Raw genomic sequence first — 14303 nt, 5'->3', positions numbered from 1 at the left:
TTGCAGCCTCTTGATCGTCGGGGAGCTAGAAGAGCTGGCCGAGCTGGAACACGAAATTGTCCCACCACTCCGACACCACACCCAAATACGCCTTGCCGACCGTGGAGACCGCCACCGCGGAGGCCATCGCGGCCACCGCCGAGAGGATGAGCAGCAGCAGGGAGGAACCGGAGATGCTCTGCCGGTAGAGCCGGCTGACGCCCTTGGCGTCGACCAGCTTGCCGCCCACCTTCAGCCGGGTCAGGAAGGTCGAGGCCATGCCGCCCCGGCCCTTGTCGAGGAACTCCACCAGCGTGGCGTGGGTGCCGACCGCCACCAGCAGCGAGGCGCCCTTCTCGTCGGCCAGCAGCATGGCCAGGTCCTCGCTGGTGGCCGCGGCCGGGAAGGTGATCGCCGGCACCCCGAGGCCGTTGACCCGGGGCAGGCCCGGCGCCCGGCCGTCCGGATAGGCGTGCACGATCACCTCGGCGCCGCAGCGCAGCACGTCGTCGGTGACCGAGTCCATGTCACCGATGATCATGTCAGGGGTGTAGCCGGCCTCGACCAGCGCGTCGGCGCCGCCGTCCACGCCGATCAGCACCGGCTTGAACTCCCGGATGTAGGGGCGCAGCACGTCCAGGTCGGCCTTGTAGTCGTAGCCGCGGACCACGATCAGGCAGTGCCGGCCCTGGAGCTGGGTCTGGATCTCCGGCACGCCGACACCGTCGAGCAGCAGGTCGCGCTCCTGCTTGAGGTAGTCCATGGTGTTGGCGGCGAACGCCTCCAACTGCACCGACAGCCCCTCCCGGGCGTCGGCCATCGACTTGGCGACCGTCTCGGCGTCCTGCAGGGTTCCGTGGGCCACCGGCTCCTCGCCGACGAAGACCGTGTTGCCCTCGATGCGCACCACGACGCCCTCGCGGATCTGCTCGAAGACGCTCTCGCCGAGGTCGTCCAGGAGCGGGATGCCGGCCGAGATCAGCACCTCGGGGCCGAGGTTCGGGTAGCGCCCGGAGACCGACGGCTTGGCGTTGAGCACGGCGCCGACACCGACAGCGACCAGCGAGTCGGCCGCCACCCGGTCCAGGTCGACGTGGTCGATCACCGCGATGTCACCGGGGCGGAGCCGGCCGACCAGGCGTTTCGTCCGGCGGTCGAGGCGCGCGGTACCGAGGATCGAGCCCGGTTCCGCGTTCCGGGTCCGGCGCAACGTGGGTAGACGCATCGTGACCATCCTGGCATGTGAGGCAGGTATTGCTGTCGCGACATGCCTGAGCAGGGCCGCCTACCCAGGGAAGCACACCGGAGCGCACCCCGGTGTGCTTGCGCTCACAATCTCGGGATCACGGGCGCCTTTCCTTGGCCGCCACGGCCAGGAGTTCCTCGGCGTGGGCGATACCCAGATCGGAATCCGGCAAACCCGCGAGCATCCGGGCCAGCTCCCGGGCCCGCTCGGTGTCCTCCACCACCCGCACACCGCTGGTGGTGACCGCTCCCCCGGTGTCCTTCGCCACCACCAGGTGCCGGTCGGCGAACGCGGCGACCTGCGGCAGGTGGGTGACCACGAGCACCTGGTGGCTGCGGGCCAACCGGGCCAACCGGCGGCCGATCTCCACCGCCGCCTGCCCGCCGACGCCGGCGTCGACCTCGTCGAAGACCAGGGTGGGCGGGCCGCCGGAACCGGCGAACACCACCTCGATGGCGAGCATCACCCGGGACAGCTCGCCGCCGGAGGCGCCCCGCTGCAACGGCAACGCCGGCGCGCCCGGGTGGGCGAGCAGCCGCAGCTCCACCTCGTCGGCGCCGTCCGGGCCGACGCCGGCCTCGACCCCGTTGACCGGCAGGCTCGGCTCGGCCCGCCCGGCCGGCCGGGGCAGCACGGCCACCTCGATCCGGGCGTGCGGCATGGCCAGCCCGGCCAGCTCGACGGTGACCTGCTCGGCGAAGCGGACCGCGGCCTCCTGCCGGGAGGTGGAGACCCGGCCGGCCAGGTCGGCCACCTCACCGGCGAGCCGGGACGCCTCCTTGTCCAGCTCGTCCAGCAGCTCGTCGGAGGTGTCCAGGTCGGACAGCCGGGTGCGGGCCCGCTCGGCCCAGGCGATCACGCCGTCGACGTCGTCGGCGTATTTCCGGGTGAGCCCGCGCAGCGCGGCCCGGCGCTCGTAGACGGTCTGCAGGCGGGCCGGGTCGGCGTCCAGCGCGGCCAGGTAGGTCGACAGCTCGGCGGAGACGTCGGTGACCAGGGTGGCCGCCTCCTCCAGCCGGGCGGCCAGCTCGCCGAGGGCGGGATCCGTGCCGGCCTGCGCCTCCAGCGTGCGCCGGGCGGTGCCGAGCAGCGCGGTGGCGTCGGGGGTGTCGTCGGCCGCCTCGACGCCGCCGGCCACGCACTGCTGGGCGATCTGGGCGGCGGTGCGCAGCCCTTCGGCGTGCTCCAGGCGCTGCGCCTCCGCCTTCAGCTCGTCGTCCTCGCCGGGCTGGGGGTCGACCCGGGTGATCTCGTCGAGGCCGAGCCGGAGCAGGTCGGCCTCCTGGTTGCGCTCGCGGGCGTTGCGCCGCCGGTCGGCCAGGTCGTCGACCACCGCCCGCCACCGGGTGTACGCCTCGCGCAGCGCGTCGAGCAGCTTCTCGTGCTCCGGACCGGCGAACCGGTCGAGCGCGGCCCGCTGCTCGGCCGGGCGCAGCAGGCGGAGCTGGTCGGACTGGCCGTGCACGGCCACCACCTGCTCACCGACCTCGCCCAGCATCGACACCGGCATGGCGCGGCCACCCAGGTGCGCCCGGGACCGGCCCTCGACGGTGACCGTGCGGCTCAGCAGCAGCGAGCCGTCCTCGTCGGGCTCGCCGCCCGCGTCGGTGATCCGGGCGTGCACCGTCCCGGCCACCCGGCCGTCCAGGCGCAGCCGGCCCTCCACCACCGCGCGGCCCGGCTGGGCCCGGACCCGGCCGGCGTCGGCCCGGCCGCCGAAGAGCAGGCCGAGGCCGGTCACCACCATGGTCTTGCCCGCACCGGTCTCGCCGGTGATGACGTTCATCCCGCCGGTCAGCGGCAGCGTGGTGTCCTCGATGACGCCCAGTCCGGTGATGCGCAGCTCTTCCAGCACAGCACCTGACAGTAGACGCGTCCTCCGACACTTGACCAGCCGGCGCGGGGCAGCCGGCGGGGTCGTACAGTTCTGCCCCGTGCTGGACGTGATCGGCCTGACCCCGGACGAGGAGCAGCTCTACCGCTGCCTGGTGCAGCTCACGACCGCGCGGGTCGGGGAGCTGGCCGAGCGGCTGGGCCGCCCGCGCGCGGACATCCTGGCCCAGCTCGACGCCCTGCGCGGCAAGGGACTGGTGCTGCCGACCGGGCCGGATCCCGACGCGCCGCTGCGGCCGCTGGCGCCCGACGTCCCGCTCGGCGAGGCGCTGCTGCGCCGCCAGGAGGCGTTGGAGTCGGCTCGCGCGGCGGTCACCCAGCTCACCGAGGAGTACCGGGCCGGGATGCGCCGGCACGACGTCGGGCACCTGGTCGAGGTGGTCACCGGCGGCGGGGCGCTCCGCGAGCGCCTGCGCGACCTGCAGAACGGCGCCCGGGTCGAGGTGCTCTGGTTCTGCCGGGCCAACCCGCTGGCCATGTCGGGCCAGGAGAACGTCGAGGAGTTCGACGCGCTGGCCCGCGGGGTCCGCTACCGGGCCATCTACGAACGCGAGATGCTCCTCGAACCGGGCGCCCTGGCGGACATCGAGCAGGGCGTACGCGCCGGTGAGCAGGCGCGGGTCCTCGACCGGCTGCCCGTCCGGCTGGCCATCGTGGACGGCCGCACGGCGGTCTGCCCGCTGGTGCCGGAGCGGGGCAGCGGCGAACCGACCGCCGCGGTGATCGGCCGCAGCCAACTGCTGGACGCGCTGCTCGCCCTCTTCGAGAGCCACTGGCTGATGGCGACGCCGCTGGGCTCGTCCGCCCCACCGGTCGGGCAGGACGGGGACGGCTACCGGCCGGATCCCGACGAGGCCCGGCTGCTGTCGCTCTTCGTGGCCGGGGTGCCGGACAAGTCGATCGCCTCGCAGCTCGGCGTGAGCCGGCGTACGGTGCAACGCCGGCTGGCCGACCTGATGGAGCTCGCCGGCGTGGACACCCGGCCGGGGCTGGCCTTCCAGGTCGCCCGGCGGGGCTGGATCTGAGCCGGGCGGGGCGGCACCGGGCCGCCCCGCCCGCCCCGCTCAGCGCAGCCCGTACGCGTCCAGCACGGTCTGCTCGACGGTGTTCCCGGCGCGGTCCCGGGCGTGCGTCCGCAGCGACACCGCCCCGTGTCCCGCGGGCACCACGGCGGCGAACCCGGTGCCGGAGCCGTGCACCGGCACCGCCCGCCAGGTCTTCCCGCCGTCGAACGACACCTCGACCCGGACCTCGCCGCCGGTCGGCGCCGGCAGTCCGGCCGGCTGGCGCAGCGTCAGCTCCAGCCGGTGCGGGCGGCCGGCGGCCACCTCGCCGTGCAGGTCGGCCGGGACCCGGTAGTCGACCTGGAGCAGCGGCAGCGGCCGGGCGGCGTCCCCGTCCGGGCGGGCCGAGGTGAACTCCCAGGCCGTCTCGGTACGCGTGGCGAACCGCCACTCGGCCGAGGAGCGCTCGGTGGTGACGTCCAGCCGGTAGCGGGCCGGACCCGGGGTGGTCGGCACGGGCGCCCAGCCGCCGGAGAGGTCGACGATCTGCTGCCCGTCCCGGCTCAGCCGGGCCTGCACGGTGTCCTGCTCCTCGCTGAACCCGGCCGCGCCGTAGTGGCCGTCCGCGTCGACGAACTCGGCCACCCGCAGGTTCAGGGTGTCGCCGGTACGGGTGGGCGCCGTCGCGCCCGCCGGCACGGCCGGCCGGACCACCGGGGCGTGCCAGGTCTCGCTGACCCGGTCGTCGGCGGCGTACCGGCGGGGCTGCTCGGTGAGCCCGCCGGTCAGCGGCCCCCAGTCGGACCAGCCGAGCTGGTGCATCACCCGCTGCTGCCACCAGGAGTCACCGGCGCTGACGAACTCCTGCCGCACGGTGCCGGTACGCACCATCCGCTGGTCGTCGTTCCAGGAGTACTCCTGCCACGGGCGCCAGGCGAAGCGCTGCTCGCTGGCCCAGTCGAACCCGCCGGTGTCGGCGTAGCCGGCGGTCACCTCGGCGGTGTTGTCCGCGGTCACCCGGTGCCGGATCCGGTCCGGGACCCGCCCCTTCGACACCTGGAACACGTCGTAGAGGTAGGGGCTGTCCACGGTCAGCGTGAGGTCCAGCGTCGCGCGCCCGGTCTTCGCCCCGGCGATCATCCGCTGCCCGTCGTCGTACGCGACCACCAGCGACGGAAGCGGCAGGCGGTCCCCGGTGGGGCGCCAGACCGTCCACGCGCTGAAGTCCGCCGGCCGGACGATCAGCACCGCCGCGGCGCCGGCCGCCGCGGCCGCGGCGATCTGCTCGTCCTCGGCGCGGTCCGGGCTGCCGGCGACCAGCGCCGCGGCGCCCCGGGCCCGGGCCAGCTCGGCGGCGGTGCCGTCACCCGCCCAGACCAGCGGCAGCTTCCGCCGGCCGGCCGGCGCCGGCGACTGGCCCAGCAGGTTGATGTCCAGCGGACCGGCGACGTTGCTGACCTGGGCGTCCACCATGGGCGCGACCAGCTGCCAGCGGGAGGAGAACTCGAACTCGCCCCGGCGCACCGGCCGGGTCGGCGTGACGTTCACCTGCTGGACCGTGCTGAACGCCATCACACCGTGGTCCACCTCCCGGCCGTTGCCGAAGACCCGGTGCTCGTAGAAGCTGATCGTGTCGCGCTGCTCGGTCGGCTTCGGCGTCTCGATCCGCACCGGGGTGCCCTTGCGCGGGTCGAGCACCACGGTCAGGTCGCGGTCGACGGTCAGCTCGGGGTCAGTGACCAGGGTGAGCTGCTCGTCCAGCGGGGCGCCGTGCTCGATGAGCGCCTCGACGAGGTACGGGCCCTCCTCGACCTGCACCTGCCACTCCATGCCGGGGAGAAGGAATCCGAGTTGGTCGGACTCCCGGTGCTCGCCGAACAGGGTCACCACCGGCGCCGCGCCCGGCTGCCCGCGCAGGTCCAGCGCCTTGAGGGTCACCGAGTGCAGCGGGCCGCTGAGGGTCAGGCCCACGGCGGTACGCACGGCGACGCCGTCCGCGCCGGTCGCCACCAGCCACCCGCCGTGCACGCCGCGGTCCAGCTTCGCCGGGTCCGGGCGCAGCGGGACGGCCACGCTGCCACCGGCCGGCACGGTCACCTCCGTGCCAGGCAGCGACACCCCGTCCGGCTCGGCCGCGTCGTTGTCCAGGTTGCGCAGCTCCAGGGCCAGCCGCAGGGTCTGCGGGGACGCCGTGCCGTTGGTGTACGTCACGGTCCGCTCCACCGCCGCACCGCCGGTCGACACCCGGCCGAAGTCGGCGGTGGCCGAGCCGTACACCCGCTGGCTCAGCGCGCGCGCCACGTCGACGCGGCCGCCGCCCTGCTCGAAGACGGTCAGCGTGGGATTGGCCCGCGTCGTGCTGACCAAGGCGTCCTTGAGCTGCCCGGCGGTCCAGTCCGGGTGTTCCTGAGCGATGATCGCGGCCGCGCCGGCCACGTGCGGGGTGGCCATCGACGTCCCGGACGCCGCGGTGTACGCGTCGTCCATCGGCGTACCCATGCTCGTGCCGGAGGCGCGGGCGGCGACGATGCCGACGCCCGGCGCGGTGATCTCCGGCTTGAGGCCGTTGTCGCCCACCCGGGGCCCGCGGCTGGAGAAGTCCGCCAGGTTGTCGTCGCGGTCCACCGCGCCGACGGTGAGCGCCCCGCTGGCCGCGCCCGGCGTGCCGACGGTGCCCGCGGCGCCCTCGTTGCCGGCGGCGATCACGAAGAGTGTGCCGGTCTCGGCGGTGAGGTCGTTGACCGACTGGCTCATCGGGTCGGTGCCGTCGGTGGCCGGGCCGCCGAGGCTCATGCTGACCACCTTCGCGCCGGAGTGGGCGGCCCACTCCATGCCCGCGATGATCCCCGAGTCGTAGCCGCTGCCGCCGTCGTCGAGCACCTTGCCGATGAGCAGCCGCGCACCGGGCGCGACGCCCTTGCGCAGCCCGTCGGAGGCGGCGCCGCTGCCCGCGATGGTGGCCGCCACGTGGGTGCCGTGGCCGTGCCCGTCGCGGGTGCTGCCGCCGCCGGTGAAGTCCTGCGCCTCGGCGATCCGTCCGGCCAGGTCGGGGTGGGTGGCGTCGACGCCGGTGTCGAGCACCGCGACCCGCACGCCGGTGCCGTCCCGGCCGGCCGCCCAGGCCGCCGGGGCGCCGATCTGCGGCACGCTGTGCTCGAGCGCCGGGTGCACCCGTCCGTCGAGCCAGACCCGGGCGATACCGGCGCCGAGCCGGGGCGTGGCGCCGGCGGTCCGGGCCGCCGGCGCGCCGCGCAGCGTGGTCCAGAGGCCGCCGAGGTCGGCCTTGCCGACCCGCAGGGCGGCCCCGTTGATGCTCTCCAGCGGGCGGGCCGCGGTGGCGCCGGCCAACGGCCGGACGCGACCGGAGGCCGGTTCCTGGTACCGCACGATCAGCGGCAGCGCGCTCTGCGCGGCGTCGCCGTAGCCCTCGGCGGCCAGCTCCTCCACGTCGAACAGGTTCGGGTCCAGCAACCCGGCGGAGAGGTACGGGACGACGTCGCTGGGCAGCACGCGCAGCCCGCCGTCGGCCGACACGGTGTGGAAGGTGACCCGCTCCCGGCCGGGGGCGGGACGGACCGTGGCGGCGACCCGGCCGGACGCGGCCTGGACCAGATCGACCTGGTCGCCGGTGATCAGGGTGATGCGGGCGGGCGCGACGCCCGGTGCGGGGGTGGCGGCCGGGCTCGGGCCGGCGGGCCGTGCGGGCGGGTCGGCGGACGCCGGTGCGGCGAGTCCGACCACCAACGCGCCGACCGCGCCGGCGGCCAGCCAGCGTGGGGACCGGTGCATGCGATGCGCTCCTCTGCTCGGTGGCCGGCCTCGGGGGGGTGAGGCCGGCCGACCGGAGTCTGCGACGGAGATCATCGGTTGGTCACTAGGTACGCCACGCCGCACCGGCGACATGTCGCCAGGTGGACACGGCACGACCGCGGTCGGACCACCCGGTGTCGGGCGGGTTGCCGCTGGACGGGGTGCAGGATGGCGGCCGGGCGGGGCGGCCGATGGCCGGGGTGCCGGAACGAGCGCGTCGCCGCCCGGTTCGTGAGCCGCCGTTTCCTCCGACGGCGGCTCGCCGATCCGGCCGACCCGACCGGGGTCGAAACCCGGCCGGGCGCGGCTCGCCGTCCGCCCGCCGCGGCCGGCCGCGACTCCTCCGACACCCCGACCGTCGTGGACCCGACCACCCCCTGGTCAGGGCCACGACCGCCGGACTGCGCGGCCCGGGCGGACACGGGCCTCACCGCCCCGCCCGGACTCCACCTCGGCGCAGCCCGGGCGCCCCGATCGCCGTCCCGCGGACGGCGTGCCGGCCCCGGCGATCGCGCCCCGCCGCAGTGGCGGGACCACTCGCCCAGCCCGGTTCCGGCGTATGCCGGGACCCGGCGGGGCGTGCCGTCGTCGGAGGAGACTCCTACCGTAACCCGCTCGCGGCCGGGCCCGGGTACGCCGAACGGGCCGACGCGAGGTCGGCCCGACGGGTCTTCGCTGAGTCGCCGGTCAGCGACGGCTGCCGCGCCAGCCCTGCACGGGCAGGTCGAACTTGGCCACCAGCCGGTCGGTGAACGGCCGCTCCTGCAACCGGACGATGCGCACCGGCAGCGCGCCCCGGCGCACGGTGACCCGGGCGCCCGGGGGCAGGTCGTAGACCCGCCGGCCGTCGCAGCTGAGCACCGCCAGCGTGGTGAACGGGTCCACGGTGATCGCGAAGGTGGAGGTCGGCGCGGTGACGAGCGGGCGGCTGAACAGCGCGTGCGCGCTGATCGGCACCAGCAGCAGCGCCTCCACCTCCGGCCAGACCACCGGCCCGCCGCCGGAGAACGCGTACGCGGTGGAGCCGGTCGGCGTCGCGCAGACCACGCCGTCGCAGCCGTAGCGGGACAGCGGCCGGCCGTCCACGTCGACGAGCAGCTCCAGCATCTGGGCCCGCTCGCCCTTCTCCACGCTGATCTCGTTCAACGCCCACGACTCGATGGTCGGGCCGCCCTCGAACTCGGCGGTGACGTCGAGGGTGAGCCGCTCGTCCACGGTGTAGTTACGCCCGACCACGTCGCGCACCGCGCGGTCCAGGTCGTCGATCTCCGCCTCGGCGAGGAAGCCGACCTTGCCGAGGTTGATGCCGAGCAGCGGCGCCTTGGCCGGGCGGGCCAGCTCGGCGGCGCGCAGGAAGGTGCCGTCCCCGCCGAGCGCGAAGACGATCTCCGCGCCCTCGGCGGCCTCCGGGCCGGTGACCGGCACCACGCCGGGCAGGTCCAGGTCGTCGGCCTCCTCGGCGACCACCCGCACCTCGAAGCCGGCGGCGATGAGGTCGGCCGCCACCGCGCGGGCGTGCTCGGTGCTGCGCCGACGGCCCGTGTGTGTCACCAGCAGAGCGGTCCGGCTCACCCGGGCACCTCCTCAGTCGTGGCCTCCGGCGCGGGGGCCGGAAATCCCTGCGGGCCGGCGGCGACCACCGCGCGTACCCGGTCGGGGTCCGCGGCGGGCGCGTCCCGGCGTAACCATACGAAGAACTCCACGTTGCCGCTCGGCCCGGGCAGCGGGCTGGCGGCCACGCCGGCCAGGCCCAGCCCGAGCCGCGCGGCCGCGGCGGCCACGTCCAGCACGGCCTCGGCGCGCAACTCCGGGTCACGGACCACCCCGCCGGCGCCGACCCGCTCCTTGCCGACCTCGAACTGCGGCTTGACCATCAGCGCCAGGTCGCCGTCGGGCCGCGTGCAGCCGGCCAGCGCGGGCAGCACCAGCCGCAGCGAGATGAACGACAGGTCGGCCACCGTCAGGTCGACCGGGCCGCCGATCGCCTCCGGCGTGAGGGTACGCACGTTGGTGCGCTCGAAGACGTGCACCCGGTCGTCGTTCCGCAGCGACCAGGCCAGCTGCCCGTAGCCGACGTCGACCGCCACCACCTCGGCGGCGTCGGCGCGCAGCAGCACGTCGGTGAAGCCGCCGGTGGAGGCGCCCGCGTCCAGGCAGCGCCGGCCCGCCACGGTCAGCCCGCCGGGGGTGAACGCGGCGAGCGCCCCGGCCAGCTTGTGGCCGCCCCGGGAGACGTACTCCGCGGCCGGGTCCTCGCCGGTGACCAGCAGCGGGTCGGCCGGGTCGACCATCGCGGCGGCCTTGCGGGCCGGCACCCCGCGGAGCTGGACGCGACCGGCCTCCACCAGCCCGGCAGCCTGCTCCCGGGAGCGGGCCAGGCCGCGGCGGACGAGTTCGGCATCCAGCCGGATACGACGTGCCATCGGTGGTTCTTCTCCGCCTCGGTTCAGGCCTGGTCGATGCTGGCCAGGGTCTCGCGCAGCGTCTCGTACGCCGCCTCGTACTGGGCGATCTGGTCCGTCGGGGAGAGCGGCTCGGCGTTGATCATGGCTTGCACGGCGGCGTCCACCGCCGGGTGCCGCGCCTCGCCGATCTCCTCGACCGGCGCCGGCCGCACGCCCGGGGCCGGGCCGGGCCGGGGACCGGCCGGCGGCGGTCCGGGGCGCGGGCCGGGTGGCGGACCGGGACGGAAGGGCGCGGTCACGAGCCGGCACCGCCGGTCGGCTTACGGCCGGCGGCCTTCTTCGCCGGGCGGGCCGGCGCGGCCGGCGACTCCTCGGCCGGGGTGCGCGCGACGGTGGCCGCCGGCTTCTTGGCGATCGCCTTCTTCGCCACGGGCCTCTTCGCGACCGCCTTGGTGCGTGCGGGCGCGGGAGGCGCCGAGACCGGTGCCTCCGCGCCGGGTGTGGTCGCGGGCGGCTCCTCGGCGGCCAGGTCCCCGGAGGGCGTCACCTCGCCGGCTCCCGCCGTCTCGGCGGCCGGGCCGGGGCCGGCCGGCGCGGGCGCGGCGGCGGCCTCCGGCGCGCCGGTGACCTTCGCCTCGCGCAACTGCCGCTCCAGGTCGTGCACCCGGCGGGTCAGCTCGGCGACCTCGTCGGCCGTGGCCAGCCCGACCGCGCCCAGCGCGCGGTCCACCTCGAAGCGGACCAGCTTGGTCAGCGCCTCCCGGTTCGCCAGGCCGGTCGAGACCAGCTCCTCGGCGAGCGTCTGGAGCTGGGCGGCGGTCGCGCCGCCCTGGCCGACCACGCGCTTCACCGCGTCCTGGGCCTTCTTCCGAGGCGCCTCCGTCAGGCCCATGGCCAGCTCGAGGTAGGCGCGCCACGCGTCCTGCATGCCTGATTCCTTCCGCGGAGCGGGGTGTGCAGGTGCCACGCTACCGGGCGCCCCGGACGCCCCATTGCGGTACGGTGCCGGGAACGGCGTGGCGCGTGACGAGGAGACGATGTGGCCAGCGTGGACGAGTGCCGGCAGGCGTTGCAGGACCTGGCCGCCCGGCTGGACCGGCACGCCGACGTGCAGGACCGGATCGACCTCGACCGCACCCTCGCCTGCCGCGTCACCGACCTGGACACCGCGTTCCACGGGCGGCTCGAGGGCGGCCGGCTCGTCGACCTGGCCGACGGCGACGACCCGAAGGCGAAGATCGCGCTGAGCATCAGCAGCGACGACCTGATCGCCCTGGTGCGGGGTCAGCTCGACATCATGACGGCGGTGGGCTCCCGACGGGTGTCCGTCAAGGCCAACCCGTTCGACCTGATGAAGCTGCGCAAGCTGCTCTGACCAGGGCGGTCAGTCCGCCAGGCCGAGCGCGGCCAGGGCCTTCTCCGCCGCCGCCGACACCGGCCGCACCCGCGGGCGGGCCGCCGTCGACCAGGCCACCGCGCAGAGCGCCGCGAGGGCGTCCAGCGGGCGTCCCGCGCCGTCGAGGGCGAGCCCCCGGTCGGTCACCGTCGCCGACCAGCCGCCGGCGTCCGCCGCGCCCGGCACCCGCACCACGGCCGCCGGGTCGAAGAGCCCGGCCAGGTCGAAGGAGACATACGCGGGCCGGCGCGACTCGGGCGCGGCCAGCAGCTCGGCCACGTCGCTGACCCCGGTGAGCACCAGCAGGCTGTCCAGGCCGGCCCGGCGCGCGCCTTCGATGTCGGTGTCCAGCCGGTCGCCGACCGCCAGGGTCCGCCCCGTGCCGGCCCGGCGCGCGGCGGTGGCGAACAGCGCCGGCTCCGGCTTGCCCACAATTACGTCGGGATCCCGCCCCAGCGCCGTGCGGAGCACCGCCACCAGCGAGCCGTTGCCCGGCAGCGGGCCCCGCGGGCTGGGCAGGGTCCGGTCGGTGTTGGTGGCGTACCAGGGCGCGCCCGCCCGAACCGCCAGGGACGCCTCGGCCAGGTCGGACCAGCCGACCTGCGGGCCGTACCCCTGGGCCACGGCCGCCGGCTGCTCGTCGACCGTCGACACCGGGCGCAGGCCCACGGCACGCAGCTCGGCGCGCAGCGCCTCGGCGCCGACCACCAGCACCGGCGCGCCGGCGGGCAGCCGGTCACGCAACAGCTCGGCGGTGGCGGCCGCGGAGGTGAGCACCTCCTCCGGCCCGGCCGGCACACCCATGCCGGTCAGCAGGTCGGCCACCTCGCTGGAGCGGCGCGAGGCGTTGTTCGTCGCGTACGCGACCGCCCGCCCCTCGGCGTGCAGCCGGGCGACCGCCTCGACCGCGCCGGGGATCGGCCGGTCGATCAGGTAGATCACCCCGTCCAGGTCGAAGACGACCAGGGTGTACCCGTCGACCAGCCGGCCGCCCGTTCCGGCCCGGTCGCGTTCCCCGCGATCCGGACCGGAACCCGCGTCCCCGGCGCTCCCGGTCACCGGCGCTCCGACTCCGCCGGCCCCTCGCCCGTCGCGTCCCCGCCCCGGGCGTCCTCGCCGGTGGCGTCGACAGCGGCGGCGCGGGTGTCGGCCGCGAGCGAGCGCGCCTCCGCGTCGGTCAACTCGTCGTCGCCCAGGTCCGCCGCGTCCCGGTCCCGGTACCCGGCACCCTCGCCGGCCGGCGCCGCGTCAGCGGAGTCGACGGCCATGGCGTCGGCCGTGTCGGCGTCGGCGCGCAGCCGAGCGTCGCCCTCGAGGTCGTCGTCCTCGTGGCCCTCGTCGCCCTGGTCCGCGTCGCCGTCCTGGTCGTCGTCCTCGTCGTCGTAGTCGTCGTCCTCGTCGTCGTAGTCGTCCTCGTTCTCGTCGAGGTCGTCGTCGTCTTCGTCGTCGCGGTCGTCGTCTTCGTCGTCGTCCTCGTCGGAGCCGCCGGTCAGGTCGGCGTCGGGACGGGCCGACACGGCGCCCGGGGCGCCGGGGCCGGCGGCCAGCTCCTCGTCCTCCTCGTCGTCACCTTCGATGACGACGCCGTCCAGCTCCAGCAGCCGCTCGGCGGCGTCGGTCTCGCCCTCGGCGTCCACGTCGGCGGCCCGGGAGAACCACTCCCGTCCCTCCTCGCGCCGGCCCACCGCCAGCAGCGCGTCGGCGTACGCGTAGCGCAGCCGCGCCGCCCACGGCTCGGTCGACTCGGCGGTCAGCTCGGGCACCTGGAGCATGGCCACGGCCGCGTCCTTCTGCCCGAGGTCGCCCCGCGCCCCGGCGGCCACGATCAGCAGCTCGATGGCGACGGCCTGGTCGAGCTTGTCCCGGTCCGCCCCGCGGAACAGGTCGATGGCCCGCTCCGGGCGGCCCAGCGCCCGCTCGCAGTCGGCCAGCACCGCCAGGTGGCTCTGCAGCCCGGTCATCCGGTGGTAGGTGCGCAGCTCAGCGATGGCCGTCTGCCACTCCCCCGCGTGGTACGCGGCCAGCCCGACGGCCTCCCGCACCGCGGCGATCCGCGAGGCGAGCCGGCGGGCGGCCATGGCGTGCGCCAGGGCCTCGGGCGGGTTGTCGTCGATCAGCAGCCCGGTCGCGACCAGGTGCCGGGCGACGGTCTCCGCCACCGGCTTGGCGAGCGAGAGCAGCTCGGCCCGGACGGCCGAGTCGAGGTCGCTGGCGACCACGTCGTCCGGCAGCACCGGCGCCGCACCCGTACGCCCCTCGGCGCGCTCGTCCTGCCGCTCGCGGTACGCGCCCTCCTCGCGACGGTCGTCGCGGCCGTAGCCCCGGCGCTCCCCGTCCCGCTCGGTACGCTCCCGACCGCCGCGGAAGCCACCCTCGCGCTCGTCGCGACGGGGGCCGGCGGGCCGCTCGTCACGACGGAAGCCCTCGCGGCGCTCACCGCCACGGAAACCGCCACCCTCACGGTCGCCACCGCGGAAGCCGCCCTCGCGGCGCTCGCCGCCACGGAAGCCACCTTCGCGGCGCTCGCCACCGGCGAAGCCCTCACGGCGCTCGCCACCACGGAAGCCGCC

11 protein-coding genes are annotated in these 14303 nt (G+C 76.0%); 2 read left to right on the top strand and 9 right to left on the bottom strand.

Annotated elements, in window-relative coordinates:
• Window positions 1-25 precede the first annotated feature (25 nt).
• Both steA and recN read right to left on the bottom strand, forming a co-directional pair.
• Window positions 26-1204 (bottom strand): putative cytokinetic ring protein SteA, encoded by a 1179-nt coding sequence (gene steA / locus AB0F68_RS20845; protein ID WP_357340766.1) that lies wholly within the window; start codon window positions 1202-1204, stop codon window positions 26-28.
• A gap of 118 nt (window positions 1205-1322) precedes the next feature.
• Window positions 1323-3080 (bottom strand): DNA repair protein RecN, encoded by a 1758-nt coding sequence (recN, locus tag AB0F68_RS20840; RefSeq protein WP_357340763.1) that lies wholly within the window; start codon window positions 3078-3080, stop codon window positions 1323-1325.
• Window positions 3081-3159: 79 nt separating this feature from the next.
• Here recN and AB0F68_RS20835 point away from each other — a divergent pair, with 79 nt between their 5' ends.
• On the top strand, window positions 3160-4143 hold the full coding sequence (locus AB0F68_RS20835) for a helix-turn-helix domain-containing protein (protein ID WP_357340758.1): 984 nt from the start codon (window positions 3160-3162) through the stop codon (window positions 4141-4143).
• A gap of 39 nt (window positions 4144-4182) precedes the next feature.
• Here the strand turns inward: AB0F68_RS20835 and AB0F68_RS20830 are convergent, their stop codons facing one another.
• From AB0F68_RS20830 to AB0F68_RS20810, 5 genes are all read right to left on the bottom strand, one after another.
• Window positions 4183-7911 carry a S8 family serine peptidase gene (locus AB0F68_RS20830; RefSeq protein ID WP_357340756.1) on the bottom strand — a complete coding sequence of 1243 codons (3729 nt, stop codon included), beginning with the start codon at window positions 7909-7911 and terminating at the stop codon, window positions 4183-4185.
• A gap of 708 nt (window positions 7912-8619) precedes the next feature.
• Window positions 8620-9504, bottom strand: coding sequence for an NAD kinase (locus tag AB0F68_RS20825; RefSeq protein ID WP_355666292.1), 885 nt, complete (start codon window positions 9502-9504; stop codon window positions 8620-8622).
• Window positions 9501-10355, bottom strand: a complete 855-nt coding sequence (locus AB0F68_RS20820) for a TlyA family RNA methyltransferase (RefSeq protein ID WP_357340753.1) — start codon at window positions 10353-10355, stop codon at window positions 9501-9503. The genes AB0F68_RS20825 and AB0F68_RS20820 overlap by 4 nt, the downstream gene beginning before the upstream one ends.
• 23 nt (window positions 10356-10378) lie before the next feature.
• Window positions 10379-10636: a hypothetical protein gene (locus tag AB0F68_RS20815; RefSeq protein ID WP_357340748.1), complete on the bottom strand. Its 258-nt coding sequence runs from the start codon at window positions 10634-10636 to the stop codon at window positions 10379-10381.
• Window positions 10633-11265 carry a hypothetical protein gene (locus tag AB0F68_RS20810; RefSeq protein WP_357340744.1) on the bottom strand — a complete coding sequence of 211 codons (633 nt, stop codon included), beginning with the start codon at window positions 11263-11265 and terminating at the stop codon, window positions 10633-10635. The genes AB0F68_RS20815 and AB0F68_RS20810 overlap by 4 nt, the downstream gene beginning before the upstream one ends.
• 111 nt (window positions 11266-11376) lie before the next feature.
• Here AB0F68_RS20810 and AB0F68_RS20805 point away from each other — a divergent pair, with 111 nt between their 5' ends.
• Window positions 11377-11712 (top strand): SCP2 sterol-binding domain-containing protein, encoded by a 336-nt coding sequence (locus AB0F68_RS20805; protein ID WP_357340739.1) that lies wholly within the window; start codon window positions 11377-11379, stop codon window positions 11710-11712.
• Window positions 11713-11721: 9 nt separating this feature from the next.
• On the opposite strand, the gene AB0F68_RS20800 is transcribed toward AB0F68_RS20805, so the two are convergent.
• Both AB0F68_RS20800 and AB0F68_RS20795 read right to left on the bottom strand, forming a co-directional pair.
• Entirely contained in the window at window positions 11722-12717 is a 996-nt protein-coding gene (locus AB0F68_RS20800) for an HAD-IIA family hydrolase (protein WP_357341171.1), read from the bottom strand.
• Window positions 12718-12788: 71 nt separating this feature from the next.
• Window positions 12789-13811, bottom strand: a complete 1023-nt coding sequence (locus tag AB0F68_RS20795; RefSeq protein ID WP_357341169.1) for a Replicase polyprotein 1ab — start codon at window positions 13809-13811, stop codon at window positions 12789-12791.
• Window positions 13812-14303 lie beyond the last annotated feature (492 nt).

The sequence above is a fragment of the Micromonospora sp. NPDC023966 genome (genome assembly GCF_040639095.1).
In the GTDB taxonomy this organism is placed as follows: domain Bacteria; phylum Actinomycetota; class Actinomycetes; order Mycobacteriales; family Micromonosporaceae; genus Micromonospora.
The sequence above is the reverse complement of the archived record's forward strand: the minus strand, read 5'-3'. Positions and strand labels throughout refer to the sequence as shown.

Coding starts and splice junctions, on each gene's coding strand:
- steA (WP_357340766.1), bottom strand. CDS start 1,204: ATGCGTCTACCCACGTTGCGCCGGACCCGGAACGCGGAACCGGGCTCG.
- AB0F68_RS20810 (WP_357340744.1), bottom strand. CDS start 11,265: ATGCAGGACGCGTGGCGCGCCTACCTCGAGCTGGCCATGGGCCTGACG.
- AB0F68_RS20795 (WP_357341169.1), bottom strand. CDS start 13,811: ATGGCCGCCCGCCGGCTCGCCTCGCGGATCGCCGCGGTGCGGGAGGCC.
- AB0F68_RS20820 (WP_357340753.1), bottom strand. CDS start 10,355: ATGGCACGTCGTATCCGGCTGGATGCCGAACTCGTCCGCCGCGGCCTG.
- AB0F68_RS20830 (WP_357340756.1), bottom strand. CDS start 7,911: ATGCACCGGTCCCCACGCTGGCTGGCCGCCGGCGCGGTCGGCGCGTTG.